Annotated in this window: 30 protein-coding genes and 1 riboswitch; of the genes, 3 read left to right on the top strand and 27 right to left on the bottom strand. The window is 33.6% G+C overall.

Going from position 1 to position 25683, the window contains the following annotated elements; translation table 11 throughout:
• Positions 1 to 8 precede the first annotated feature (8 nt).
• The gene (locus G8Y84_RS02945; RefSeq protein WP_037573873.1) at positions 9 to 233 is read left to right on the top strand and encodes an SA1362 family protein; all 225 of its coding nucleotides are present in this window, start codon (positions 9 to 11) and stop codon (positions 231 to 233) included.
• A 49-nt stretch (positions 234 to 282) separates the two neighbouring features.
• Here G8Y84_RS02945 and G8Y84_RS02940 read toward each other — a convergent pair whose 3' ends face one another.
• Positions 283 to 1113 (bottom strand): lipoate--protein ligase family protein, encoded by an 831-nt coding sequence (locus tag G8Y84_RS02940; protein WP_037573874.1) that lies wholly within the window; start codon positions 1111 to 1113, stop codon positions 283 to 285.
• Positions 1114 to 1260: 147 nt separating this feature from the next.
• Here G8Y84_RS02940 and G8Y84_RS02935 point away from each other — a divergent pair, with 147 nt between their 5' ends.
• On the top strand, positions 1261 to 1647 hold the full coding sequence (locus G8Y84_RS02935) for a rhodanese-like domain-containing protein (protein WP_037573877.1): 387 nt from the start codon (positions 1261 to 1263) through the stop codon (positions 1645 to 1647).
• A 156-nt stretch (positions 1648 to 1803) separates the two neighbouring features.
• Here G8Y84_RS02935 and gcvPB read toward each other — a convergent pair whose 3' ends face one another.
• From gcvPB to G8Y84_RS02820, 23 genes are all read right to left on the bottom strand, one after another.
• Entirely contained in the window at positions 1804 to 3279 is a 1476-nt protein-coding gene (gcvPB, locus tag G8Y84_RS02930; RefSeq protein WP_165806099.1) for an aminomethyl-transferring glycine dehydrogenase subunit GcvPB, read from the bottom strand.
• Entirely contained in the window at positions 3269 to 4618 is a 1350-nt protein-coding gene (gcvPA, locus tag G8Y84_RS02925; protein ID WP_103159093.1) for an aminomethyl-transferring glycine dehydrogenase subunit GcvPA, read from the bottom strand. The genes gcvPB and gcvPA overlap by 11 nt, the downstream gene beginning before the upstream one ends.
• Positions 4619 to 4630: 12 nt before the next feature.
• Complete coding sequence (gene gcvT, locus G8Y84_RS02920) at positions 4631 to 5722, bottom strand: glycine cleavage system aminomethyltransferase GcvT (protein WP_103159094.1); 1092 nt, start codon at positions 5720 to 5722, stop codon at positions 4631 to 4633.
• Between the two features lie 72 nt (positions 5723 to 5794).
• Positions 5795 to 5888, bottom strand: a riboswitch (glycine riboswitch).
• The gene (locus tag G8Y84_RS02915; protein WP_103159095.1) at positions 5875 to 6399 is read right to left on the bottom strand and encodes a shikimate kinase; all 525 of its coding nucleotides are present in this window, start codon (positions 6397 to 6399) and stop codon (positions 5875 to 5877) included. Its footprint overlaps the riboswitch before it by 14 nt.
• 164 nt (positions 6400 to 6563) lie before the next feature.
• Positions 6564 to 7097 carry a competence type IV pilus minor pilin ComGF gene (locus tag G8Y84_RS02910; RefSeq protein WP_037573888.1) on the bottom strand — a complete coding sequence of 178 codons (534 nt, stop codon included), beginning with the start codon at positions 7095 to 7097 and terminating at the stop codon, positions 6564 to 6566.
• A 144-nt stretch (positions 7098 to 7241) separates the two neighbouring features.
• Entirely contained in the window at positions 7242 to 7673 is a 432-nt protein-coding gene (gene comGD, locus G8Y84_RS02905; RefSeq protein ID WP_051604961.1) for a competence type IV pilus minor pilin ComGD, read from the bottom strand.
• Positions 7663 to 7980: a competence type IV pilus major pilin ComGC gene (gene comGC, locus G8Y84_RS02900; protein ID WP_037573894.1), complete on the bottom strand. Its 318-nt coding sequence runs from the start codon at positions 7978 to 7980 to the stop codon at positions 7663 to 7665. Before comGC ends, comGD begins: the two co-directional genes overlap by 11 nt.
• 14 nt (positions 7981 to 7994) lie before the next feature.
• Positions 7995 to 9062 (bottom strand): competence type IV pilus assembly protein ComGB, encoded by a 1068-nt coding sequence (gene comGB / locus G8Y84_RS02895; protein WP_103158615.1) that lies wholly within the window; start codon positions 9060 to 9062, stop codon positions 7995 to 7997.
• Entirely contained in the window at positions 9031 to 10005 is a 975-nt protein-coding gene (comGA, locus tag G8Y84_RS02890) for a competence type IV pilus ATPase ComGA (RefSeq protein WP_037573899.1), read from the bottom strand. The genes comGB and comGA overlap by 32 nt, the downstream gene beginning before the upstream one ends.
• A 52-nt stretch (positions 10006 to 10057) precedes the next feature.
• Entirely contained in the window at positions 10058 to 10681 is a 624-nt protein-coding gene (locus G8Y84_RS02885; protein WP_037573902.1) for an MBL fold metallo-hydrolase, read from the bottom strand.
• A gap of 13 nt (positions 10682 to 10694) precedes the next feature.
• Positions 10695 to 11006 carry an MTH1187 family thiamine-binding protein gene (locus G8Y84_RS02880; protein ID WP_037573905.1) on the bottom strand — a complete coding sequence of 104 codons (312 nt, stop codon included), beginning with the start codon at positions 11004 to 11006 and terminating at the stop codon, positions 10695 to 10697.
• On the bottom strand, positions 11007 to 11993 hold the full coding sequence (locus tag G8Y84_RS02875) for an ROK family glucokinase (protein WP_037573907.1): 987 nt from the start codon (positions 11991 to 11993) through the stop codon (positions 11007 to 11009). It abuts the gene before it with no gap.
• Positions 11990 to 12193, bottom strand: coding sequence for a YqgQ family protein (locus tag G8Y84_RS02870; RefSeq protein ID WP_037573910.1), 204 nt, complete (start codon positions 12191 to 12193; stop codon positions 11990 to 11992). Before G8Y84_RS02870 ends, G8Y84_RS02875 begins: the two co-directional genes overlap by 4 nt.
• Position 12194: 1 nt before the next feature.
• Positions 12195 to 13634, bottom strand: coding sequence for a rhomboid family intramembrane serine protease (locus tag G8Y84_RS02865; RefSeq protein ID WP_037573914.1), 1440 nt, complete (start codon positions 13632 to 13634; stop codon positions 12195 to 12197).
• Positions 13635 to 13651: 17 nt separating this feature from the next.
• Positions 13652 to 14191, bottom strand: coding sequence for a 5-formyltetrahydrofolate cyclo-ligase (locus G8Y84_RS02860; RefSeq protein WP_037573917.1), 540 nt, complete (start codon positions 14189 to 14191; stop codon positions 13652 to 13654).
• Between the two features lie 195 nt (positions 14192 to 14386).
• On the bottom strand, positions 14387 to 14551 hold the full coding sequence (gene rpmG, locus G8Y84_RS02855; RefSeq protein ID WP_255201399.1) for a 50S ribosomal protein L33: 165 nt from the start codon (positions 14549 to 14551) through the stop codon (positions 14387 to 14389).
• A 55-nt stretch (positions 14552 to 14606) separates the two neighbouring features.
• Positions 14607 to 15254, bottom strand: coding sequence for a phosphate signaling complex protein PhoU (gene phoU / locus G8Y84_RS02850; RefSeq protein ID WP_037573922.1), 648 nt, complete (start codon positions 15252 to 15254; stop codon positions 14607 to 14609).
• A gap of 4 nt (positions 15255 to 15258) precedes the next feature.
• Entirely contained in the window at positions 15259 to 16131 is an 873-nt protein-coding gene (gene pstB, locus G8Y84_RS02845; RefSeq protein ID WP_037573925.1) for a phosphate ABC transporter ATP-binding protein PstB, read from the bottom strand.
• 33 nt (positions 16132 to 16164) lie between these two features.
• Entirely contained in the window at positions 16165 to 17043 is an 879-nt protein-coding gene (gene pstA / locus G8Y84_RS02840; RefSeq protein WP_037573927.1) for a phosphate ABC transporter permease PstA, read from the bottom strand.
• Position 17044: 1 nt separating this feature from the next.
• Complete coding sequence (gene pstC, locus G8Y84_RS02835; RefSeq protein ID WP_037573930.1) at positions 17045 to 17971, bottom strand: phosphate ABC transporter permease subunit PstC; 927 nt, start codon at positions 17969 to 17971, stop codon at positions 17045 to 17047.
• A gap of 82 nt (positions 17972 to 18053) precedes the next feature.
• Complete coding sequence (locus tag G8Y84_RS02830) at positions 18054 to 19025, bottom strand: PstS family phosphate ABC transporter substrate-binding protein (protein WP_037573932.1); 972 nt, start codon at positions 19023 to 19025, stop codon at positions 18054 to 18056.
• Between the two features lie 270 nt (positions 19026 to 19295).
• Positions 19296 to 21332, bottom strand: coding sequence for a peptidoglycan D,D-transpeptidase FtsI family protein (locus G8Y84_RS02825; RefSeq protein ID WP_037573935.1), 2037 nt, complete (start codon positions 21330 to 21332; stop codon positions 19296 to 19298).
• A 225-nt stretch (positions 21333 to 21557) separates the two neighbouring features.
• A complete protein-coding gene (locus G8Y84_RS02820) occupies positions 21558 to 22157 on the bottom strand; it encodes a superoxide dismutase (RefSeq protein WP_037573937.1) in 600 nt (199 codons plus the stop codon).
• Between the two features lie 328 nt (positions 22158 to 22485).
• Between G8Y84_RS02820 and ispG the strand changes: the two genes are divergently transcribed.
• A complete protein-coding gene (gene ispG / locus G8Y84_RS02815) occupies positions 22486 to 23586 on the top strand; it encodes a flavodoxin-dependent (E)-4-hydroxy-3-methylbut-2-enyl-diphosphate synthase (protein ID WP_037573940.1) in 1101 nt (366 codons plus the stop codon).
• Positions 23587 to 23618: 32 nt separating this feature from the next.
• Here the strand turns inward: ispG and G8Y84_RS02810 are convergent, their stop codons facing one another.
• From G8Y84_RS02810 to G8Y84_RS02800, 3 genes are read right to left on the bottom strand one after another with little or no spacing between them, the layout of a single operon-like run.
• Positions 23619 to 24029 carry a Fur family transcriptional regulator gene (locus G8Y84_RS02810; RefSeq protein ID WP_037573998.1) on the bottom strand — a complete coding sequence of 137 codons (411 nt, stop codon included), beginning with the start codon at positions 24027 to 24029 and terminating at the stop codon, positions 23619 to 23621.
• Positions 24030 to 24881, bottom strand: a complete 852-nt coding sequence (locus tag G8Y84_RS02805) for a metal ABC transporter permease (protein ID WP_037574001.1) — start codon at positions 24879 to 24881, stop codon at positions 24030 to 24032. It lies immediately after the preceding gene.
• Entirely contained in the window at positions 24878 to 25648 is a 771-nt protein-coding gene (locus G8Y84_RS02800; RefSeq protein ID WP_037574004.1) for a metal ABC transporter ATP-binding protein, read from the bottom strand. Before G8Y84_RS02800 ends, G8Y84_RS02805 begins: the two co-directional genes overlap by 4 nt.
• Positions 25649 to 25683: the final 35 nt, after the last annotated feature.

Below are 25683 nucleotides of genomic sequence, written 5' to 3'. Positions count from 1 at the left end.
AGAAAATCATGAAAGCATTACAGAATATATTTTTTGGGATTATTATAGCTGTTGCTATTATAGGGCTATTATTTAACTTAGACGCTGTTTTGTTTAGTTTGGTGAACACCCTTATAGTGGTAATTATATTTTTAGGGATTATTTTTTTGATTTATTTCTTTTTCTTTTTAACACCGGATCAACGAAAATATAAAAAAGCCGTATGGAAAAATAAAATACGACGTCGACGTTAATAAAAAAGGCACTGTATCTCTTTGATTGAGACAAACAGTGCTTTTTTGTTTATTTACGATATAAAAATTCTTTAGAACGATATTTTTCACATAGTTCTTCCACTTCTTGTAATTGTGCCTCTGAAAGTTCTAAAGGTTTAAATTCAATATCTAACCCTTTTTTAAAACCCTCATAAAAGGCATGCTCCATTTCTTCTAAACTTACTTTTTTATCAGAAAGGTCATTAATGGCAATCGCTTTATCTACAAAAGCCTCTTTCATTTTATCTTTTAGTCGCGTATTTTTAAAGATAAACATATCAAATAAATCATCGATATCAACATCTTGTAGAATAGAGCCATGTTGTAGGATGACACCTTTTTGGCGAGTCTGAGCACTTCCAGCAATTTTCTTACCTTCGACGACCAACTCATACCAACTTGGTGCATCAAAACAAACAGAGCTTCTCGGTTGTTTCAATTTTTCACGCTCTTCCTTTGAACGTGGTACTGAAAAATAAGCATCGAAGCCTAGAAGTTTGAACCCTTCTAGTAAACCGGTAGATATGATTCTATAAGCCTCAGTAACCGTCTTAGGCATAGCTGGATGTGATTCTGGAACAATAACACTATAAGTGAGTTCTTTGTCATGAAGGACACCACGCCCCCCGGTTTGTCTACGAACTAAGCCGTACCCCTTTTCTTCTACTTTGGCAATGTCGATTTCTTTTTCAAGACGTTGAAAATATCCTATGGATAACGTTGGTGGATTCCATGTATAGAAGCGGATGACCGGATCTATTTCACCTCGTGAAACGAAATTTAATAATGCCTCATCAAAAGCCATATTATAATATGGATCACGTTTCCCTGTATTAATAAAATGCCATGTTTCAGTCATGTGAAAAACTCCCTCATTGTCTAAAAATTTAAAGAGATCCTTAAAATTGAATCTGTTTAAAAGTAATTGATTTATCGTTAAAAAATTTTGATAAATTTGCATATCACCTTTATAATAATAATATCGGTAATTTAGGGAGGATGCAAGATGAGCAACGTTATGATAATCGCTATAATTGTTCTTGTAGCTGTCATTGCATGGATGCTTCTAAACTTTTTCTTAAACAAAAAAGCAGTGACAGAACTTAATCAAGAAGATTTCCAGCAAGGGCTACGTAAAGCGCAAGTGATTGATTTAAGAGAAAAAGCAGATTATGATTATGGCCATATCAATGGCGCACGTAATATTCCAATGACGATGTTTCGACAAAGATATCAAGGGTTACGTAAAGACCAGCCAATTTATTTAATCGATGCGAATGGGATAGCCAGCTATAGAGCCGCACGTACGTTGAAGAAAAAAGGATATAAAGAGTTATATATGCTTAAAGGCGGCTATAAAAAGTGGACAGGAAAGATTAAATCTAAAAAATAAGAGGTTCCTTGAAACAAACTTTTACTAAAACCTTTATAGCATCTAAATAGACGTACTTTTATGGGGATTGGATGATTGGCATCCATCCCTTTTTTGTGGTCTTATACATAAAAATGCCTAGGCAAAGGAGCCTAGGCATTTTTAATACATATATCACTATTCTTTTTCTGCTTTGAGTCCTTCAAATTTAAGGATTGGTTTACGTGCAGCAGTTGTTTCATCGAGACGATCAATAATTGTTGTGTGTGGTGCTTCTAAAACTTTATCAGGGTCTTCTTCCGCTTCTTTAGCAATTTGCAATAACGCATCGCAGAAATAATCTAGAGTTTCTTTAGATTCTGTTTCTGTTGGTTCAATCATCATACCTTCCTCAACATTTAATGGGAAGTAGACTGTTGGTGGGTGAACACCAAAATCAAGAAGACGTTTAGCCATATCTAAAGTACGGACACCAAGTTTTTTCTGTTTCGTTCCACTAAGTACAAATTCATGTTTACAGTATTGATCAAATGGAATGACAAATGTGTCTTTTAAGCGTGCTTTAATGTAGTTGGCATTAAGTACTGCCGCTTCTGACACTTCTTTAAGACCTTTATATCCCATTGTACGGATATAAGTGTAAGCACGAAGATAAATACCAAAGTTACCATAGAACGGTTTAACACGTCCGATAGAATACTCGATATCATTATCATAAACAAAACGGTCTCCATTTTTCACAACAAGAGGTTTCGGTAAGAATTGACGTAATTCTTTTTTCACACCGATTGGACCTGAACCAGGACCGCCACCGCCATGTGGACCTGTGAATGTTTTATGAAGATTTAAATGAACCGCATCAAATCCCATATCTCCAGGACGTACTTTATCCATAATCGCATTTAAGTTTGCGCCATCATAGTATAAAAGACCGCCAGCTTCGTGTACAATATCACGAATTTCCATAATGTTAGTTTCGAAAATACCTAAAGTATTAGGGTTTGTTAACATGATGGCTGCAGTTTTATCACCTACTAATTCTTTAAGGTGATCGATATCTACTTCGCCTTTTTCATTAGATTTAACCGTTACCGATTTGAAGCCAGCAAAGTGAGCAGAAGCTGGGTTCGTACCATGTGCTGAGTCAGGTACGATAACTTCATCACGTTGCGTATCACCATTTTTAAGGTGATAAGCTTTAAATACCATAAGTGCTGTCCATTCACCATGTGCCCCTGCAGCAGGTTGAAGCGTAATTTCATCCATACCTGTAATTTCTTTTAATTCTTCTTGTAAACTATAAATGATTTCTAATGAACCTTGAATTTGATCAACATCTTGTAATGGATGAGCTTCAGCAAAACCACCGATTCTAGCTACTTTTTCGTTGACTTTAGGATTGTATTTCATTGTACAAGAACCTAAAGGATAAAAACCAGTATCGACACCGAAGTTTTTATTAGAAAGTTCAGTGTAGTGACGTACTAAGTCAAGTTCTGCCACTTCTGGGAATTCAGCTTTGCTTTTACGAATAAATTTATCATCTAATATTTTTTCTGCGACCCCGTTGTCAATTTCTTTTGGTGGTAATGAATATGCAAATCTACCTTCTTTAGAGCGTTCAAAAATTAATGGACTTGATTTACTTACCATTAAGCTCACCTGCTTTCTTCACGAATGTATCAATTTCGTCTTTAGTACGAAGTTCTGTAACTGCAACTAACATATGATTTTTGAATTGGTCATCTACAGCACCTAAATCAAAGCCACCAATAAAACCTTCATCTAATAATTTCTTATTGATTTCTTCGATTGAAGAGTCAAATTTGACAACGAACTCATTATAAGAAGTTCCCTCTAAAACTTCAAAACCATTAGATTTAAATTGTTCTTTAGCATAGTTGGCGTTTTCGATGTTTTGGATTGCGATATCTTGGAGTCCTTGTTTACCTAAGGCAGACATTGCAATAGATGATGCCAATGCATTAAGTGCTTGGTTTGAACAAATATTTGATGTCGCAGTTTCACGACGAATGTGTTGTTCGCGTGCTTGTAATGTTAATACAAATCCTCTATTTCCGTGATCATCTTGAGTTTGACCTACTAAACGACCTGGAATTTTACGCATTAACTTTTTAGTTGTTGCAAAGTAACCACAGTGTGGTCCACCAAATTGTGATGGAATACCAAATACTTGAGTATCACCAACTACAATATCAGCACCAAATTCACCAGGAGGTGTTAATAATCCAAGTGCTAAAGGATTTGCATAGACAATAAATAAGGCTTTTGTACCTTCAATGAAAGATTTGATTTTTTCTAAGTCTTCAATAGATCCATAGAAGTTTGGATATTGAACTGCAACTGCTGCAGTATCATCATCAATGACTTCTTCCAATTTAGCAAGATCAGTAATTGTACCATCTAAATCAACTTCTACAACTTCGTATTGCTCACGACTTTGTGAATAAGTGTGAAGTACTTGAAGGGCTTGATAGTGCATTCCTTTAGAAACAACAAGTTTTCTTTTTTTAGTTTTGTCCCATGCGAGGATACATGCTTCTGCGAAACTTGTAATACCATCATACATAGATGAGTTCGCAACATCCATTCCTGTTAGTTCACAAATCATTGTTTGGAATTCGAAAATCGCTTGTAATTCACCTTGTGAAATTTCAGGTTGGTAAGGTGTGTATGCAGTGTAGAACTCAGAACGAGAAATCATTGCGTCCACAACTGATGGCGTATAGTGGTCATAAACCCCAGCCCCAAGGAAACTCGCATGTGTTTCTTTTGTTATATTTTTGCTAGCTACTCTATTTAATCTTTTTAATAGTTGCGTTTCAGCCTCTGCATCTGCAATGTTTAAATCTCTATCTAAGTAAACATTTTCAGGAACGTCTCCAAAAAGTTCAGCGATTGAGCTAACACCAATAGTGTCTAGCATTTCTTTTTGGTCTTTCTCTGTTAATGGAATATAACGATGACTCAATTTGTCCACCCCTTATTTTTTAATTTGATTTTTCTTAACGATCTGTGCTTTAACTTGACGTTTACGCACTTGAATGACAACTTCTTTGCCCATTTCAAACTCATTACGGTCAATAATACCTAAACCGATAGAATTACCTGTGGATGGTGATTGTGTACCAGAAGTTACAACGCCAATTTCTTTGCCTTCTGTATTTAAAATTGTATAACCTGTACGAGGAATACCTTTATCAATCATTTTTAGACCTACAGTACGGCGAGGCGCTCCATTTTCTTTTTGCTCTTTTAATACGGATTTACCAATAAAGTCAGCATCAATAAGTGGTTTAACGGCAAACGCAATACCACCTTCATATGGCGTGATTTCTTCAGTTAAATCTTGGCCATGTAATGGTAAACCAGCTTCAAGTCGCAATGTATCACGTGCACCTAATCCACATGGAGTTACGTCTTCTTTTAATAATTCGTCCCAAATTGTTGTTGTGTCCTCTGAGTTACAATATATTTCAAAACCATCTTCACCTGTATAACCAGATTGAGAAAGAATGACATTTTTACCAAATAGTTCAACGTTCTGTTTGAATTCAAACATTTTCATTTGACTTACATCTTCTGAAACGTGCTTTTGAATAATGTCACGGGCATTAGGACCTTGTATAGCAAGTTGACCATATTCCTCTGATACATTTTTAACTGTCACATCAAAATCATTTGACTGTTTTTGAATCCAATTAAAGTCTTTCTCAGTATTTGCTGCGTTCACAACAAGTAAATATCTTTTATCATCTAATTTGTAAGTAACTAGGTCATCGATAACGCCACCTTTTTCATTACAAAGTGTCGTATAATGTGCGTTTTCAGTAGTAAGCAAAGTTGTATCGTTCGTTAAAACGTATTGAACTAAGTCATCTGCTTGTGCACCCTCTACTAAAATTTCCCCCATATGACTTACATCAAATAAGCCTGCTTTAGTACGGACAGCATTATGTTCTTCTTTGATACTTGTGAATTGGACTGGCATAGCCCAACCACCAAATTCTACAATTTTCGCACCTGCATCAACGTAATGTTGATATAATGGTGTTTGTTTTAAATTTTCCACCATGTAACATCCTCCTCTTAATAATGAAAAACAGGGAAGTATTGATACTTCCCTGTTGCGATACCTTCAGGAATGCGTCACAATATTATCCTTTTGCCTGAGAGATTCATAATTTAAATTACTTGCTCCTTCGGCGATGGATTTAACCATTCTCTCTAATATTGATCATTCGCAAATAGTGCCTTTTTAATTTCATCAAGAACAATACTTAATGATTTATCAGTATTCACCTTGATGAATGCGATTTCATTATATCTTGAAATACGACTTAAATACAAGTTTTTTAAACTCGAAAATGATTTGGCGTGAGCATTTGGTCGATTACTATCATTATGTACGCGATTATATAGAGTTTGGAATGGCGCATCTAGCCATATTATTGTGATTTCTTTACTTTTTAGCAATTGAAAACTCTTTTTAAATTCTACAATTCCTCCACCAGTGGCAATGATTTTGGCTGAGGTTAGTTGTTTTTTTAATTGATTATATTCACGTTTACGAAAACCCTCTTCTCCAAATGTTTCAAATATTTGAGGGATAGTTTTTTGTTCGTGTTGAACTATCACTGCATCTAAGTCAACGAAATCTAATTGAAGATCACGTGCGAGCATCTGTCCAATAGTTGTTTTCCCTGAGCCCATAAATCCGATTAGAAGAATGGGGTGACGGTTATTCATCATTTGTGGTTTTCCTTTCCTCTAAAATTTTATTCATTGCATTGTCATATACGTAATTTAATGCATCCAATGATTTTAATTTTAGACTATATACCGACAAATAAAAAGAAGTAAACAGTAAGTATATACTAAAAATGGCAAATACGAGTGGCAATGTAAAACCTTGTTTAGAAGAGAACTTCATGAGATCTCCACTCCTTACCAACTTTATATTTAATATTCATGAGGAGATGATGTTTATATACTTTTTTGAATTTGGCTTCAGACACTTGATGTAAAACAGTAATATTACCTTTACCATTCACTGTTTTTATTAATTTTTGATTATCATAAGCGTATGTGATGGTTTCGTGTTGTAATGGCAATGTAATTTTATGATGTTCAACTTTTATTTGAGATAATTGTGCTTTACCAATAGAATCACTTAATTCTTTGACCATTAATTCAAATGTATAAGTATCATCGTAAATAACAAGCGATTTAAATTGTATTAATACGTAAAATAAAATAGGAATGATAGCAATAAGTATAGATTGAATCATGAAACCTATTGTAGTTTCAATGAGTGTGAATCCCTTTTTTTGAGCGACAATATTTTTGATTGTTTTCTTTATCTTGAATACAGAGTTGCTGCTTTGTTGAATAAACTTCATATTTTGAAAATTGTTGCCTTTCTTTAGGAATGTTAACCTTAATAACATTAAAAAGTGTTCTTTTTAATTCAAGCTCTTGTTTGGTCAAGATATAAGTACTTTCTAATTGATGTATCAATGGAATAAATGAAAAACAAATAATTGTAATAATCATTAAACTAAAAAGTGATTCAAGGTAAATATATCCATTGTTTAGTTTTCTAAAGATACACGATACCTCCCTTGTTCAATGTGGAAAATGAGTTTAAACTTCTGCTGGTGATATAAGAACTTTAAAGTTCCAAACTTTGTAATGTGTCCATGAGTATTAAATTGAATGTAATCAAGGTTCGATGAATTTAATAAAATGAGTGGTGACAATGAATCATAAAAAGGTTTTTCATTTCCTATTTGTATTTTAATGTCATTATGGTACGGACGAAATACAAGTAATACGGGTTGTTTGTGTTTAATAGCTAGAGACTGATAGTAATCAATTTCACTTGTGAGCTTAGCTACTTGTGTTTCTAAATCAAATGTAGGAATGAGGGATTGCTGATTTGTAACAGTTAAAAACAAAGTTAAAGAAATAATCGTAAGAACCAATAAAAATTCTATTAAAGTAAATCCTTCTTTATGAAACAACGGCTTCTCCGCCACGTAATATGATGGTGTCTCCATTTTTGCATGATTTTTGATTTTCTTTGATATAACCTTCTTGAACAAGTTCGTCGATTGTTGAAGGTTTTCGATTAAATTTCAAAGTATATGCTTCAATTTGACTTTCGACTAATTTAAGTTGTGCTGAACAACCTGTTTTTTGAATATGTTCTGATTGTTTAGCAATATTAGGAATAATTAGTATTAAAAGTACACTTATAATTAACAAAACTAAAAGCATTTCAATTAACGTAAACCCCTTGTTTTCTTTTAACTTTTTAAATAATTTCATCATAATTTCTCCTTTTACTTTTCAATTGTTTGAATCATTTCAAAAATCGGTAACATCATTACTAAATAAACTGAAAGAATAAGACATCCAATTAAAACAAACATAATGGGTTGGATAAAGCTAATATGCTTTCTAATATATTCTTGAATATGATCAAGTAAAAATTGAGAATATATTATTAATTCAATATCCAATTTGTCCCTTTTCTCACCTTGCTCGATATAATCGATAAATCTAGGTTCAAAACATGAGAATTGACGCATAATATCAGTAAACTGTTTCCCTTCATTAAGTTCATCTCGTAGTGTGACTCCAAGGTATTGTAAAAAAAGGCTTTCTTTTTGTTTCATATAAATGTGAACGATATCGTTAAGTGATATTCCATTTTTAAAAAATAAAGCAAATTGGTTAGTGATTTGGTAAGTGATGTAAAGACGATAATAGCTTTTCAATATGGGCAAATGAGATAAAATTTTGATTTGCCGAGACATGGATTGTCGGTTTAACCATTTCTTAAATAAGTAATAAAACAAAAGGCAAATAATTAAAGTTATGAGGAAAATATATGGAAAATAGGCAATAAAACGTTGTAGCATATGTTGCAACGGATTTTCTTTGATGTCCATAGACTGGTACATCGATTGAAATTCAGGCATCACAGTATGATTTAAAATAATAATTAAAAAGATAAAAATGAGTAATAACAATAAAGGATACTGAATACTTTTATAAAATTGGGAAACTAATTTTTGATTTTGCTTGTAGAAAATGTGACATTGTTTTAACGTACTTGGAAGGGTACTGTACCTTTCTGCAAAATACAGCTGCATGAGGATAGTGTTAGGAAATTTTAAGAATTTCAGAAGTTCATAGCATGTACTTCCATTCTTAAGCATTAGTGTGAAGCTATTTACAAGTGTTTTATCTTTTACATTTAATTGTTTGAATAGAAAAGTCATGGCTTCTACAAGGGTAAATCCATGAGATAATAATGCGTGCAAGCGAATCATTAGAGTTAAATGCTGTTTTTTTAGTAAGTACATTTGATATTTATTTTTTATACTTTCGTAAAGTTTGTTCATCAATCTCCCCTTCCTTTTGTAAGTCATAAAGTTTTTCACTTAAACTTTTAAATGAATCTGGCAATGTAAAATTGTGGTTTAGAAAGTATTGAATGTCTAAACTTGTCATGGTTTCATAGACTAATCTTCTATCGTTGTTTTTAGTTGTGATTAGTCTTTGATTAACGATCATATTTAATGATTGTATTAAATCTTGTTTGGTAATGCCCATTTCAATGAGTCTTAATAAGACACCTTGACAATCATTCGCATGAATCGTTGACAAGACGAGATGTCCACTTAAACTTGCTTGCGTCACTTCTTTGGCAATTTGTTTGTCTCGTATCTCCCCGATTAATATAACATCAGGATCACAACGTAAAATAGCTTTAAGAGAACTACCATATGTGATGTCTGCTTTTTCATTTACAGAAATTTGAGTAATGCCATTAACGAGCTGCTCTACAGGGTCTTCTATAGTAATAATATTTAAATTTAATATTTCTTTAGCATAAACGACCATTTGATACATGAGTGTACTTTTACCAGCTCCTGTTGGGCCACTAAATAAGATGAGTCCTTGTTTTTTCTCCATTATTTTACGAATGTCGTTAGTGGTTTGAAGTTTGTCTGTCTGAAATATTTGCGGCGTTATTCTTATTACACAACTTTCAGTGCCCAAGTTTAGTGGTAATGTAGAAACACGCAAATAATACAGTTCTTGGTACTCATAGATGTATCGCCCACTTTGAGCTCTATGGCGTGAAGAAACATCTAAACCTGATTTGAACTTGAGTAAAGTTAAAATTCTTTGGTATGTCTCTAGATTCAGAGTGTCAAATGTCTTTAAGTTATCTTTTATTCTCAATTTTACATCAACTTGGGAAGCGGTTGGAATAAAGTGGACATCTGAAGCGTCATGGGTTATGGCATACTGTAATACATGGTCTAATAATAACTGCATAAAAAATCACCCCTTACATTGATATACACGTAAGAGGTGTGGGAATTTCTTTTTAACCATTTAAATATGGATTAAAATATTCATTTTCAATTGTCGTGCTTGCACCATGGCCTGGATAAATAGGCATTGTTTCGTCTAGTTCGAAAAGTTTTTCTTTAATAGAGTCGACTAAAGTTTCATAGTCACCTTGATATAAATCTGTACGTCCAATACCATTATTAAATAATGTATCCCCTACAACAGCAAAATCCTTAAAGACATACGAGAGACTACCAGGTGAATGACCAGGTGTAAATAAAACATCTATATCAAAACCATGTAAAGCTATTTTGCCTTCAGATATTGTTTTTGGTGATGCTTTACTTGTAATAATTGGAAGTCCCATTTCTTTGAATTTTGCTGACCCATTTTTTTCAGGGTTTTGAAGAAAATCAATTTCATTTTCGTGCATATAGACTGGAACATCATATTCCGCTAATATATCATCTAATGCGGCAATATGATCAAAATGTGCATGAGTAAGTAAAATAGCAACTAAGGGCTTATTTAGTTCTTTAATTTTATTAATGATTTTATGAGATTCGCCTGCTGGGTCAATTAAAAGAAGTGACGAATCATTCGTAACAAAATAAGTATTAGTACTCACAAAACCTAATGGTAAATATGAGATCTCCATCTTACATTCCCCTTTATGATAAATGTTTTTGAACAGATTTTAATTTGTCATTCATTTTCCGCTTTTTGTCTCTTCGATCATCAATACGAATATTTGTACATACACGATCTAATCCTTTATTAAATGGAAGTTCGTGTATCGTTTTAACAACCTCTAGTAAATCTTCTAAATCCCCTTCTATTAAGGTGTTCATCGGTGTAAGTTGATAATCGATTTTTCCCTGTTGTTTGAATTTTTCAAGTTCAACTTGAATTTCCGCAATGTATTTACTTACACTAGGTCCATTTGTACCTACAGGTATTACTACAACATCAACAATAGCCAATTAAATACGCTCCTTTTCAATAACATAAGTTTTAATTAATCCGGCAGCTCCTGTAATACCGGCATCGTTTCCAAGTTTCGCTCTTACGATTTCTGTATTTTCTTGGGCGGGTGTGAAAGTAAGGTGTCGATATTCTGTTTTGATATTTTCAATTAAAATGTCACCCGCTTCTGACATGCCCCCACCTAAAATAATATACCTTGGGTTTGTTGTCACACTTATAATACTTGCTAAATAAGCAATATGCTGGGCGACACGTTCAGTAATAAATATACAGAACTGATCACCGGCCTTAGCTGCATCGAATACAGCTTTAGCTGTGACTCTATTTTCTTTAATTAAAGGTAATATAGAGGATTTAAAAGTTAATTTAGGATAATAAAAGTTAACTAAATTAACGACACCTGTTGCAGAGGCGACAGTTTCAATACAGCCAGATTTGCCACAATTACACTGAAAACGTTGATCATGGTCGACACGTATGTGTCCTAGTTCAGCACCAGAACCATTGTGACCGTGGACAATTTCTCCATTTGAGATGATGCCCCCACCTAAACCTGTACCCAAAGTTATGGCAACCACATCATCGGCTTGATTACCTGCCCCATTGTGTTTTTCACCTAGCGCTGCAACATTTGCATCATTATCGACATAGACGGGAAAACCTACAAATTCAGAAAGTATTGCCTTAACATTGACTTTACTTGGCCAATTTAAATTTACTGCACCATGGATAATTCCTGTTTCAAATTCAACTGGGCCCGGGATACCAATCCCTAAACCAATCACTCGGCTCATATCCAAGTGCATGTCTTTACATTTTTTTACGAAAGCCGTATAAATTTGTTCAAGAAGAACTCGTCCGCTCGGATCTGATATATCTGTCTCTATTGACCATTTTGCTATACGTTCGAGTTGATCATTAAAGATACCAAGTTTACAAGTTGTGCCACCAACATCGGCAGCTAAAATTAAATCTTTTTTCATCCGCGTTTCATCCTTCTTTGATTAATTAACAATTTTGATTGTATGAACGTTTCGTTATTGATTAGTTCATGTTTATAAAGCGTTCTGATCTCTTGCTCTATCATTTCTAGCATATCATCTTCATTGTCAAAGTAAATAATGAAGCCGAATTGTTTTAATAATTGTAAAACATCATAAAATGTTTTGAGATTGGTCTGCATGTTAATCATCCAGTTCTTTTTTTAAATTGATAGCGTTTTTATTTTGAGGATTACTATTTAAAGCTTGTTTGACAAATTTTTTGGCACTTTTATTATCGCCGAGTGAACGGTTAGCTATGGCCATTTGGTAATTCAGAGGGACAGATTTTGGGAATATTCGTAATCCTCTTTCCCATTCAGCCATCGCTTCTGCTTTTGAATCTTTAGCCGCTATAACTAATCCTGAAAGGTAATAAGTTTCATCGTCAGCATAGCCTTTATCCATTGTTTCACGAATCATATGTTTCGCTTCTGATAATTCACCATTATTCATTTCGTTCTGTACTATTTTATTATAAATGTTAATATCATCGATTAAAAAAATACGAATTAACAGGCCAACAACTAGGATACCTAAGATGATTAAAAGAATTTTAAACCCCTTTTTATATGTTTTGTAGTAATATCCTATGTAAACGATGAAACCTCCGGCAAAGAGACCAGTAAGATGAGCAATAATATTTACGTTGCGCATAAATAGCGTAATAACCGCCATTATAATCGCAGCAACTATTATCTGTAACATCATTTTTTGTGTGAATTTTTGACTTATGAGCATCATAGCGATTAGTGCGCCTAATAGACCAAATATTGCGCCACTCGCCCCTAAAGAGAAACTTGAATTGATAAACGCAAGTGAAAAGAGGTTTCCCATTACGCCGGCAAAAAGATAAACGACGAGTGTTCGCCAGTGGCCAATAAAGGATTCAACAAGTTTACCAAAAATAAAAAGCGAAAGCATGTTAAACAGTAAATGCTCAAAATTCAAATGTAAAAATAGAGAAGTAATTAATCTATAAATTTCGCCATGTACAAAATTAAAATGTGAAAGCGCACCTAAACTGATGATTTCTAAATCAGTTTTATGTGGGACAAATAATAATATACATAGCCAAATAAGGACATTTATCGCAATTAAACTATAAGTCATAGGTGCGAACCGGTACATGGCATGTTCAATTGGATTTTGATTCAGTGTGCGTTGTTTAAAATATGTGAGTGGTTTTGTATCCTTAGAACGCAATTCTCTATTTAACAAAGGATGTTTATTAAGTTGTAACAATTCCTTTTTGGATTTTATTTGATGAAATTGTATTTTTACAGGATGGTGCGTGTGAAAAGCGCTGATATCCATTTCCTTTTCATTTAGTAAATAGACATCATATTTTCGGACTTTAAACGTTAAAAAATGATCGATGTCATGCTGATGTTCTTTTAGTCTTTCATAAGTAAACTTTAATTCTTGAGTCGTAAAATCATCATATTTAAAAATGACAATGTGACCTCTTTTGTGATGTGCTAACCACACTTCGTTTTTCTCTTTATCATAATGAACACATTGATAATGTAAATATTTTATCCATAGATAGGCAGCTTTCCACTGATATTTTTCTTCTAACATATACGGCCTCCGTTGTGCTATGTTTTTGCAATGATTAATTCTTGTACCGGATAGTCATGGGGTTCTACAGGTAATTGATCGGATAATTGGATATCATATATTAAACTTATCGTTGAAGGCTGATATTTAGAAAGAAACTGATCGAAATAACCGCCACCGTAACCAATACGATAACCAGCATGATTGAATACAACTCCAGGTACAATGACTAAATCTAATTCATTATGAATTAATGTATCTGCATTAACGTATCGAATAGATTTTTCATCTAGTTCCACTTGGTCAAGTTTTTCAAGTTGTTGAAACTGCATAATATGCGCATCATAATTCGTAGAAGGTACAAAAACTGATTTATTTTGCTCAAGGGCGTATTTAATTATCGAATCTGTTTCAACCTCATGAGGCATAGATAAAACAACCCCAATATTTTGAGCATTTTTAAATTTGTCATGTTCAATGAGTTGCTGAAACAAAAAGGAATCTGCTTTTGATTTAACGTTTTTATTAAGTCCTCGCATCAAAGCAAGCGTTGATTTTCGCATTTCTTTTTTACTCATATTTTGTCCCTCCTCTAGTATATATGTATATTATAGCGTGCCCTATTTACAATGTCATGAAAAGACAGTTAAAAAATATGAGGAGGATGAAGTCACGAGACATTTTTAAAACAACAGTATTTTGTAGCCTTCAAATATAGTACAAAACACTTAAAAAAATAGCTAGAACACAAGGTGTTCTAGCCCAAGAATAAATTATTTAGTTTCACGATGTAATGTATGTTTGTTTTCGCGAGCACAGAATTTTTTCATTTCAATACGTTCTGGATTTGTTCGTTTGTTTTTAGTTGAAATGTAGTTACGATCTCCACATTCTGTACAAGCAAGAGTTACGTTGACACGCATATAAACCCTCCTCATCTTTCTTAAAATACGACTTTATTATCATACCATCTTCGAACTTAAATGGGAAGAGTTAATTGTCATATGATTCGTAACGTTCACCAGTAATAAAATAATAAATATGTTCGGCGATGTTAACAATATGGTCACCAATACGTTCTAAATATCTAGCGACTAAATGTGCTTGTCCTGCCACAAAGGGATCGTTATCGATTAAGTATGATGAGTTGACAATTTGTTTGTACAAATCATCGATATCCTTATCTCGTTCGATAATTTCTTTCACTAAATCTAAATCATCATCTTTTGCCGCATCATTCAAATCTTTAAGCATCAATAAGGCTAGTCGGCCCATGGCTTCTAATCTCATAACGAGATACTTGTCTGAAAATTTAACACGTGTACGGATTTTGGCAATATTTGCGGCGTTGTCACCCATTCTTTCAAACTCTGAAGCAATTTTTAACGCTGACATCATTAAACGTAAATCTTTCGCCATTGGCTGTTGTTTCGTAATCAACATGACTACTTTTTCATTAACATCATATTCAAGTTTATTAATTTCAGTATCATTTTTTATGATTTTTCTTGCATGTGTGACTTGGCTATCTGTTAGAACACGAATAGATTGATCTATCATTGAATAAGTGCGAAGACCCAGTGTGCGAATATCTTTAAATAACTCGTTTAACTGTCCTTCATAGCGTTTTCTAATGACCATAGGCTTATCCAAATCTTCCTGAAATATAATCTTCAGTTTGTTTATCTGAAGGGTTTGAAAAGATTTTATCAGTATCATCGTATTCATTTACATAGCCATTTAAGAAAAATGCAGTTTTATCTGAAACACGCGCAGCTTGTTGCATGTTGTGCGTCACAATAATGATAGAATAATCCTTTTTAAGGTCTTGTACTAATTCCTCTACACGTAATGTAGAAATAGGGTCAAGCGCTGAAGTAGGTTCATCCATCAAAATAACATCTGGTTCAATTGCTAAACAACGTGCGATACATACGCGTTGTTGTTGACCGCCTGATAAACCATAGGCGTTTTGGTCTAAACGGTCTTTTAATTCATCCCAAATCGCAGCTCCGCGCAAAGATTTTTCAACAATTTCATCTAATATTTTTTTATCTTTAATTCCGTGAATGCGTGGACCATAAGTAATATTATCGTAAATGGATTTAGGAAATGGATTCGGTTGTTGGAAAACCATACCGACATTTGTACGTAATTTTTCTACAGGATAACTTTTATCAAAAATATTTTGATCGCGATATAAGATTTTTCCTGAAGTTTTTACTGTTGGCACAAGTTCCACCATACGATTTAAAGCTTTTACATATGTGGACTTCCCAGAACCCGATGGCCCAATGATTGCAGTGACATTTTTTTCTAAAATATCAAGGTTAACATTTTTAAGAGAATGTTGTTCGCCGTACCATAAGTCTAAATTTTGTGTAGAATATACGACACGTCTTTCACGATCACTTAATGTCTCATGTTTTTCGGTTTGATCTTTTGCAATAAACGGTTGTTTCTCATGACTATCGTTTACTTTTTCTGTATGTTTTTCAAGTTCTTTTATGTTATTCATAGAAAACCCTCTTTTCAATCTATACGTTATAGATTAATATTTCTTTGAAAATTTATTTCTAATGATTACAGCTATAGTATTCAAAATCAACAAAATAATAAGCAATACTATAATCGCTGCTGATGACAAGGCTTGGAAATCTAATCCAGGTTTACGTGCCCAATCATAAATTTGTAATGGTAAAGTTTGAAATGAATCTAAGATACTGTTTGGCGTACGTAATAATATCGTTGGAATACCAATAGCAACAAGCGGTGCAGTTTCACCAATTGCACGTGAAATTGCTAAAATAACACCTGTTACTATACCAGGTATCGCCGCCGGTAAAACAACATTTTTGATGGTTTGCCACTTGTTAGCGCCTAGACCGTAAGAAGCTTCTTTAACGGAATTTGGAACAGCACGGATGGCCTCTTGGCTAGCTACGATAATGACCGGCAGAATTAATAAGGCAAGCGTTAGTGCAGCTGCAATAACAGAGTTTCCTAATTTTAGTAAGGCCACAAATATTGTAGCGCCTAGTAAACCATATACTATCGAAGGAACAGAAGCTAAATTCGAAATGTTTATTTTTACGAATTTAGTAAAAGCGTTATCCTTAGCATACTCTTCTAAGTAAATCGCACTACCGACACCAAGGACTAAGGCTATAGGAATCAACGTCATCATTAGCCACAGTGTACCAATTAATGCCCCTTTAACACCTGCTGTACTTGCTGATGAACTAGAGAAATTTGTGAAAAAGTCAGCTGACATTACAGGAAGCCCTTTTCTTAAAATATCTATAATGAGAATCGCTAAAATGATTAATCCAATTAATGTACATGCGAAGAATAAAGCTTTGAAAATTTTGTTTTTCGACATACGACCAGAGAGCTTTTTCTCTACAGCAGATTGATCTATTAAACTCATTTTAATACTCCTCTCTGAAACGCTTCGTAATCCATTGTGAAATAAAGTTCATAATTAAGGTGAAAATGAATAATGTGAATCCAACCGCATAAATACTGTAATAAAGGTCAGATCCGTTTGTCGCATCACCTTGAGAAACTTGTACGATATAAGCTGTCATTGTTTGAATAGAATGCGTTAAATTTAAATCAAACGTCGGGCTAGAACCTGCAGCTAAAGATACAATCATTGTCTCACCTATCGCACGTGAAATTGCGAGTACAATAGAAGCCATAATACCTGAAGTAGCTGCTGGTATAATTACTTTTGTAATCATTTCAAGTTTGGTTGAACCTAAACCTAAAGCTCCTTCACGTATTTTATTTGGAACGGAAGACATGGCATCTTCACTCATACTAGCAATCATTGGAATAATCATGACGCCAACGACTAATCCAGGACTAATAGCGTTAAAACTAGAAATACTTGGAAAAATAGCTCTTAAAATAGGTGTAACTAATGTTAAGGCAAAGAAACCATAAACAATAGTTGGGATACCAGCTAATACCTCTAATATCGGTTTAATGATTTTTTTTGTACGTTTAGATGCATATTCACTTAAGTAGATGGCTGCACCTAACCCAACAGGTACTGCAAATATTGTAGCGATAAGTGTAATTTTTAAAGTACCTAAAATTAAAGCCCAAATTCCATATTTTGGATTTGCACTAAATGGATTCCAGTCTGTTTCTAAAAAGAACTTTGACATGGGCACTCTTGTGAAAAACGTAATAGTTTCAGTTAACAAGGTAATGACAATACCAATAGTTGTCAAAATGGAAATAGCGGCAATAGTCGCTAAAATAATCGGCATAATTTTATCACTTTTTGACGATCCCACTTTACTTTTGTTATGGATCATTTCACGAACGTTATGCTGTGATTTCATACATGTTTGCTCCTTTACTTAAAAAAGGGACTTAGAAATTCAAGTCCCTTTTGATTCCCTTTAATACTCAATTGTTGCCTAATTACTTCTCACTTTTACCAGTTAATTTTTCTAATTTTGAAAGTTGATCTTTATAATCTTTTTCAGGAAGTGCGACATAATCAACACCTTTAGCTTCTGCTGCTTTACCTTTATCTTCTAAAGTAAATTTCATAAATTCAGCGAAAGCTTTGTTATCTTTAAGTTTTTGGTTGTTTGCATAGATGAATAATGGACGACTTAAAGCGTATGAACCATCTTGAATTGTTTTGTGATCAGGCTCGATAGCTTTGCCATCTTCACCTTTAATCTTAACTGCTTTTAAGTTATCTTGGTTTTCTTTGTAGAAGTTGTAAGCAAAGAATCCAATACCTTCTTTGTTATCTTGAACTGATTTTACAATAACATCAGTATTTTGGTTTTTCTCAGCTTTGATGTCTTGTTTGTTCATAACTTCTTCACTAAAGAAATCATAAGTTCCGTGTGATTGGTCAGGTGAGAAAGCTTTAATTGGTTTTTTAGGATATTTAGGATTGATATCAGACCAATTTTTAGCTTGACCAGAGTAGATTTTCTTTAAATCATCAAGTGTAAGTTCTTTGACAAAGTCATTGTCTTTATTAACGGCAATTGTTAATCCATCTTTAGCGATTTCAAATTCAGTATATTTAATGTTTTTACTTTCAAGTTGTTGTTTTTCTTCATCTTTGATTGGACGAGAGGCATTTGAGAAATCTGTTTTACCTGCAATAAATTGTTTGAACCCGTCCCCTGTACCAGAAGTTACGTTTTCTACTGTTGCTTTACTATGATTTTTAGAAAATTCCTCATTTAATTTTTCAATTATTGGTGCAACGGTTGAAGAACCATTCCCTTTTACAGTTCCTTCTACATTTGAGTTTTCACTTTTTTTGTCGCCACCGTTATCACTATTTTGTTGACTAGCGCCACCACATGCACCTAATAATAATGATGCACTAACAACTGTAGTACCAAGTACTTGCCATTTCTTCATTGAAACATCCTCCTAGTAATTGAAATCACTACTTTTGATTACATACTTAGCATACAAACTAATTGTTAACTATCGATAAAGTGATTGTAAATTTTGTGTTAATATTAAGAAATTGTGGAGAAGTACACAGAAAATATAAAAAGAGCGGCGGAAATATGATAATTTCTGCCACTCTCTTAGTTAATGTGCCATTTTTATAAAATAGCGATTATTTGAATATAATTGTTCATATTGTTCCATTGAAATTAGGTTTCAACCAATGGTAATGCTTTAACTAAAGAAGTAATTAATCACATCTCTACCTAAATCCCCGCCATTTAGCCAAGGTTCAGGTACAGGTTGATTTGTATAGACGATTGAAAATGATAACTTCGGATCGTCAGCTGGCGCATAACCTACATACGTGGAATTAACTCTCGGTTCACCATCTTGGAAAACTTCTGCCGTTCCAGTTTTACCTGCAGAGCGAACTTTAGTATTACTAAAACTTGCATATCCTGTGCCTTTTTCTTTATTAAAGGCCATATCAAATCCTTTTTGAACTTCCTTGATTTCTTCTGGTGTATTATTCACATGATTGAGCACGCGTCCCTGAATACTTTTCTTAACCGGTCCGAGTTGATCATCACGTGTCGCTTGTCGAATTTCTTTAGCGATATGAGGTTGAATTCTTACCCCGTCATTTGCAATTGTTGAGACATATTGTGCAAGTTGTAAGGGTGAGTACGTGTCATATTGACCAATTGCTAGGTCTAAATAATTACCAGGATTATCTTTTAAAGGTTCGATTTGTCCAGTGACTTCATTTGGTAAATCAATACCTGTTTTTACGCCTAAACCGACTTGGTTCAGTCCTTTACGTAATTTTTGGCCAGGCACACTTACATCACTCGGCAAAGGCATATTATTAGAATAATCTAAACCCGCCATTTTGAGTGCAGTTTTAAACATATAAACGTTGGATGAATGCATCAAGGCCTCACTATCATTAATACGAACTTGACCATCCTTATTAAAATATGAACGTTTTGTACCTCCATCTTGGAAATGCAAGGGTTCATCTATCATTTCTTGGCCAACTTGAATGGCTTTATTTTGATAACCCGCTAAGAGCGTTCCGCCTTTGACTGAAGATCCAACTGCATATTGTGTAGTGAAATTACCAATATCGAAATCTGTTAAGTTACCATTTTTATTAATTTTTTTACCTACCATTGCAAGAATATCACCAGATTTAGGATCTTGAACAACCATCATTGCGCTGTCCATATCTTTCGCACCTTCTGAACGCAATTTTGCAATTTGTTTTTCTAAATAAGATTCTGCTTTTTGTTGCAATTCAATATCAATTGTAAGTACAAGATCATCACCGCGAGAACCTTCATTGATAACTTTTGAATCTATGATTTCACCAGATTTATCAGTGGTATATTGAATTTCTTTCTTTTCACCACGTAGTACACTCTCATATTGTTGTTCGAGATAAGATTTTCCAACACGGTCATTACGGGAATAACCTTTAGATAAATAATCATCAGTTAACTCTTTTGGAAGCCCTTCTTCAGATGTAGAAACTTGACCTAAAACGCCCTTCAATGTACTACCATAAGGGTATTTTCGATCCCAGTCCATGCTCGTATTGATACCCGGCATATCTGAAAGTTGTTGAGAAACAGCCGCATATTCTTCATCTGTGACGCCCTCTTTTTTAATTGTCCTTGGACTTAAAGTAGTACCTTGAGACATTTCGCGGTAAATTGCTAATACTTGTAAATCTTTTTTAGTGAGTTGATTGATATCTTTATCACTGATTTTGTCTCGTAAGGATTGATCAAATTGTTCTTGTGAGATATCTCCATTTTCGACTAAAGCCTGTTCCTTTTTCATAAGTTGTTTCACTTTTTCAGGGTATTTTTGAATCCAAAAGTCTTTTTTATCACGAGTTGTAATTGAATCTGTGTCCATCGTTATAATATTTGAAAGTTTTTTTGCGGTAGTTAAAATTTCTTTTTGACTTGTATTTTTACCACGTGTGTATGTAATCGCTTTTTTTGAAGCATTATCTACAATAACATTTCCATTTCTATCTAAAATTCTTCCTCTTGGTGCTGATTCATTGACTGTGACATTGTCACTTTCTCGAATCATTTGATTAAAATGAGCACCCTGCGCGATTTGCAAATAACCTAATCTTAAGACTATTAATACAAAAGCTAGTACAATGACAATAAAGATGAAGTTAATACGAAGATTCATCGTCTGCCGCATTTTTTCATCGTTTGTTTTTTCTTTTAATCGTTTAAGCAACTCAACCGACCTCTATTCCATCATTCTATTAAAAATGATATATGAAAATGGCTTTGATTGCTAATGTTTTATGTCATTTGTTCGTAGAAAATCGCTAAACAATATTGACCTCTCTCTAAGTCAAAGTATTTAAAATAAAATCGTTATCTCTTATAGTATTATTTATTCATGACGCAAAAAAGGCTAAAGACATAGTGTCTTTAGCCTAAAACAACAGTAAGTTTATTATTTTGCTGCGTTATATAATTCGTCAACTTTTTCCCAATTGACTACATTCCAGAAAGCGCTAATGTAGTCTGGACGTTTGTTTTGATATTTAAGATAATAAGCATGTTCCCAAACGTCTAATCCTAAGATAGGAGTTTTACCTTCAGAAATTGGGTTGTCTTGGTTTGGTGTAGTAACGATTTCTAATTGACCATTATTTACAACGAGCCATGCCCAACCAGAACCAAAACGAGCTGCTGCTTTGTCTGCAAATTCTTTTTTGAAATCATCTAAAGAGCCCCATTGCTCTTTAATTTTATCTACGACTTCACCTTTTTCTTCTGATTGTGGTGAAAGTAATTGCCAGAATAAAGAGTGGTTTAAGTGACCGCCACCATTATTACGTACAGGAGTTTGTTTATCTTCTGGTACGCTATTTAAGTTAGCAATAATTTCTTCGATTGATTTGTTCTCTAAATCAGTACCTTTAACTGCATCGTTTAACTTAGTCACGTATGTGTTATGGTGTTTACTATGATGGATTTCCATCGTTTCTTTATCAATATGAGGTTCTAATGCATCATATGCATAAGGTAATTTTGGTAATTCAAAAGCCATAAATAATCATCCTCCTAAAATATGTTCAACATTATTGTAGCAACTTCGCTCGCTTAACTACAATGAATATGCTTAATAACTTCTTAAAGTTGTATCTAATTTATTTTATTGCCTTTTCTGTTATGCTTAAACATAAAATTTTTTATCGATAAATAAAGCAATGTGCCATTTTTATAAGATATAGGAAGCTTTTCTCAATAATTGTTTTAAATGTAGTGTGATTGTTTTGAATAACCGTAACTTGGTATTGTATAATAGATTTAACATTGAAACACATGATGGAACGTGCGTTTTCAATTAAATTTAGAATTTAAAGGAGTTTCTATTCATGTCTGAAATTACACATCGTAAAAATACACGACCTGTAAAAGTGGGCAACTTAACTATCGGTGGATCTGATGAAGTTGTAATCCAAAGTATGACGACAACGAAAACACATGATGTTGAGGCAACAGTGGCTGAAATTAAACGTTTAGAGGAAGCGGGTTGCCAAATTGTACGTGTGGCATGTCCTAACGAAGAAGACGCACATGCAATTAAAGATATAAAAGCACAGATAAATATTCCGTTAGTTGTTGATATACACTTTAACTATAAACTTGCACTCATTGCAATTGAAAATGGTGCTGATAAAATTCGTATTAATCCAGGTAACATAGGTCGTCGTGAAAAAGTAGAAGCTGTAGTAGAAGCATGTAAAGCTAAAGGTATCCCTATTCGTATTGGTGTGAATGCGGGATCATTAGAAAAACATATTTTGAAAAAGTATGGCTACCCTACTGCTGACGGCATGGTGGAAAGTGCATTACATCATATTAAAATACTTGAGGACTTAGATTTTCACGATATTATCGTTTCTATGAAAGCAAGTGATGTCAATTTAGCCATTGAGGCATACACAAAAGCGGCTAAAGCGTTTGACTATCCATTACATCTAGGAATCACAGAAAGTGGTACTTTATTCAATGGAACTGTTAAATCATCAGCAGGTTTAGGTGCAATTCTTGCATTAGGTATAGGAAATACTTGCCGTATCTCATTATCTGCTGATCCAGTAGAAGAAGTAAAAGTGGCGAAAGCTCTTTTAAAATCGTTCGGTTTAGCAAGTAATGCTGCAACGTTAATTGCTTGTCCAACATGTGGACGTATTGAAATTGACCTGATTTCTATTGCAAATGAGGTAGAGGATTATATTGAAAAATTAAAAGTACCGTTAAAAGTTGCGGTATTAGGTTGTGCAGTAAATGGACCTGGTGAAGCACGTGAAGCTGATATTGGTATTGCAGGTGCACGTGGTGAAGGTTTGCTATTTATGAAAGGAAAAACAGTCCGTAAAGTTCCTGAAGAATCCATGGTTGATGAACTAAAAATGGAAATAGATAAACTTGCAGCTGAGTGGGAAAAAAATAAAGAAGAAGCAACGTCATAATAAAAAAGCTACCATAAAGGGTAGCTTTTTTATTATGCTTTACACTTTTCACAAACGCCGTATACTTCAAGTTTATGCATTTCAATCTCTACATCAGGCAATGCTTTTTTAACTTCAGTCATTGGACAATAATCGATAACTTTAGTATCTCCACAGGAAGTACAAATAAAATGGTGATGATGATGTGATGTACAAGCGATTCGAAACTTCATTTCACCGTCCAATTCTGTACTCTCAATAATACCGAGTGTTTTGAATAAGTGGAGATTTCTATATATCGTATCGAATGAAATACCTGGATAATTTTCATTCATCAATTGTTGAACATGTTTAGCATTAATATATTTATCTTCCTGAATAAAAATGTTAATCATGTCTTTACGTTTGTCCGTATATTTATGTCCTTGTTCTTTAAGAATATGAATCGCTTCTTGTGTCTTCAATTAATATTCACTCCTTTTAACTGCCCCTTTAGTTACTTTTTGCAAAAGAAATGTTAATCCCAATAAAAGAATTAATATCACGACAATAACTCCGCCTGGAGATATATCTAAATAAAATGCTGTAATAAGTCCTGCAATAACAGAAAATTCACCAATGACAATACTCATAATAATAAATTGTTTAAAGCCTTTTGACCAACGCATTGCAATGGCTACAGGGAGTGTAATTAATGCACTCACTAGTAAAACCCCAATAACCCTCATAGATGCAGAAATCACTAGTGCAACAATGATAATAAATAAAAATGAAATCCATTTTGGAATGCCTATCACTTTACTGTATTCAGCATCAAACGAAAGTATAAATAATTCTTTGTAAAACAGTAAAATAAAAGCAAGGACAAGTATGGAAATAATCGTAATAGTCACTAAATCACTAAATGAAACTGCGCTGATTGAACCAAATAGTAACCCTACTAATTCTTGGTTAAAGCCATCTGCTAAAGAGATAAAAATGGCACTTAATCCTATACCAGAACTCATCAAAATAGGTATTGCAATTTCTTGATAATTACTATACGAAGTTCTTAATTTTTCAATAAGTAATGCACCTACGATAGCAAAAAGGATACCTGTCCATATCGGATTCACAAAAGCAAAGGCTGATGAGGCACTGACTATAAACATACCAAATGAAATCCCACTTAACGTCACATGACTTAATGCGTCAGCAATAAGTGAGAGTCTCCTCACAACTATAAAAGTTCCTATAAGCGGTGCAATCAGTCCTATGAGAAGACCACTAATAAAACTATATCTTATAAATTCAAAATTCAAAATTGCATCTATCATTTACAGCACACCCTATCATGTTGATGGTCAACGAACTTTATAGGATGACCATAAATTTTTGAAATTTGTACTTCATCTAAGGATTTAAATTCATAGATACTCCCATGAAAATGAAGATGTTTATTTAAGCATGCGACTTCGGTTGCCGTATCTGCCACCACACCTATATCATGCGTGACGAGTATAATCGTGACCCCTTCTCTTTTTAAATTTTCCAATGTTTCATAAAACTCACCAACATGCTTTGCATCAATTCCATTTGTCGGCTCATCTAGTATTAAAACGGAGGGATCAGAAACGAGTGCCCTTGCAATAAGTACGCGTTGTTGTTGTCCTCCAGATAATTCCGAAACATTTTTATGTTTTAAGTCCTTAATATTTAATCGTTGTAAAACTTGATCTACTTTAATATTGTCAGATGAATTAAACCACTTGAATAGACGTTTTTTTCGAGTTAATCCACTTAAAATAACTTCCTTAACCGTAGCCGGAAATCCAGCAGTGACTGAGGAAGCTTTTTGAGAAACATAACTAATTTTGTCTGTTGTTAATTTTTTATGATAAGTTAAACCATCGATATAAATTTCACCACTTTGAATGGGTAAAAGACCTAAAATCAACTTTAATAATGTAGATTTCCCTGCCCCATTAGGACCAACAATAGCTAAAAACTCACCTTTATTAATTTTAATGTTGATATTTTCGAGTACCTTTTTATGGTCATAATAAAAATCAATATCTTTTAACTCAAAAATTGGTTGATTCATCTTCTCACCTCAACATCATATAATACCTCTTAATG

The organism is Staphylococcus sp. 11511212 (assembly GCF_011394755.1).
In the GTDB taxonomy this organism is placed as follows: Bacteria; Bacillota; Bacilli; order Staphylococcales; family Staphylococcaceae; genus Staphylococcus; species Staphylococcus chromogenes.
Note: the sequence above shows the minus strand (reverse complement) of the source record. Positions and strands in the feature narration are given on the sequence as shown.

Coding starts and splice junctions, on each gene's coding strand:
- G8Y84_RS02945 (WP_037573873.1), top strand. CDS start 9: ATGAAAGCATTACAGAATATATTTTTTGGGATTATTATAGCTGTTGCT.
- G8Y84_RS02940 (WP_037573874.1), bottom strand. CDS start 1,113: ATGACTGAAACATGGCATTTTATTAATACAGGGAAACGTGATCCATAT.
- G8Y84_RS02935 (WP_037573877.1), top strand. CDS start 1,261: ATGAGCAACGTTATGATAATCGCTATAATTGTTCTTGTAGCTGTCATT.
- gcvPB (WP_165806099.1), bottom strand. CDS start 3,279: ATGGTAAGTAAATCAAGTCCATTAATTTTTGAACGCTCTAAAGAAGGT.
- gcvT (WP_103159094.1), bottom strand. CDS start 5,722: ATGGTGGAAAATTTAAAACAAACACCATTATATCAACATTACGTTGAT.
- G8Y84_RS02915 (WP_103159095.1), bottom strand. CDS start 6,399: ATGATGAATAACCGTCACCCCATTCTTCTAATCGGATTTATGGGCTCA.
- G8Y84_RS02910 (WP_037573888.1), bottom strand. CDS start 7,097: ATGTTATTAAGGTTAACATTCCTAAAGAAAGGCAACAATTTTCAAAAT.
- comGC (WP_037573894.1), bottom strand. CDS start 7,980: ATGAAATTATTTAAAAAGTTAAAAGAAAACAAGGGGTTTACGTTAATT.
- comGB (WP_103158615.1), bottom strand. CDS start 9,062: ATGAACAAACTTTACGAAAGTATAAAAAATAAATATCAAATGTACTTA.
- comGA (WP_037573899.1), bottom strand. CDS start 10,005: ATGCAGTTATTATTAGACCATGTATTACAGTATGCCATAACCCATGAC.
- G8Y84_RS02885 (WP_037573902.1), bottom strand. CDS start 10,681: ATGGAGATCTCATATTTACCATTAGGTTTTGTGAGTACTAATACTTAT.
- G8Y84_RS02875 (WP_037573907.1), bottom strand. CDS start 11,993: ATGAAAAAAGATTTAATTTTAGCTGCCGATGTTGGTGGCACAACTTGT.
- G8Y84_RS02870 (WP_037573910.1), bottom strand. CDS start 12,193: ATGCAGACCAATCTCAAAACATTTTATGATGTTTTACAATTATTAAAA.
- G8Y84_RS02865 (WP_037573914.1), bottom strand. CDS start 13,634: ATGTTAGAAGAAAAATATCAGTGGAAAGCTGCCTATCTATGGATAAAA.
- G8Y84_RS02860 (WP_037573917.1), bottom strand. CDS start 14,191: ATGAGTAAAAAAGAAATGCGAAAATCAACGCTTGCTTTGATGCGAGGA.
- rpmG (WP_255201399.1), bottom strand. CDS start 14,551: ATGAGGAGGGTTTATATGCGTGTCAACGTAACTCTTGCTTGTACAGAA.
- phoU (WP_037573922.1), bottom strand. CDS start 15,254: ATGGTCATTAGAAAACGCTATGAAGGACAGTTAAACGAGTTATTTAAA.
- pstB (WP_037573925.1), bottom strand. CDS start 16,131: ATGAATAACATAAAAGAACTTGAAAAACATACAGAAAAAGTAAACGAT.
- pstA (WP_037573927.1), bottom strand. CDS start 17,043: ATGAGTTTAATAGATCAATCTGCTGTAGAGAAAAAGCTCTCTGGTCGT.
- pstC (WP_037573930.1), bottom strand. CDS start 17,971: ATGAAATCACAGCATAACGTTCGTGAAATGATCCATAACAAAAGTAAA.
- G8Y84_RS02830 (WP_037573932.1), bottom strand. CDS start 19,025: ATGAAGAAATGGCAAGTACTTGGTACTACAGTTGTTAGTGCATCATTA.
- G8Y84_RS02820 (WP_037573937.1), bottom strand. CDS start 22,157: ATGGCTTTTGAATTACCAAAATTACCTTATGCATATGATGCATTAGAA.
- ispG (WP_037573940.1), top strand. CDS start 22,486: ATGTCTGAAATTACACATCGTAAAAATACACGACCTGTAAAAGTGGGC.
- G8Y84_RS02805 (WP_037574001.1), bottom strand. CDS start 24,881: ATGATAGATGCAATTTTGAATTTTGAATTTATAAGATATAGTTTTATT.
- G8Y84_RS02800 (WP_037574004.1), bottom strand. CDS start 25,648: ATGAATCAACCAATTTTTGAGTTAAAAGATATTGATTTTTATTATGAC.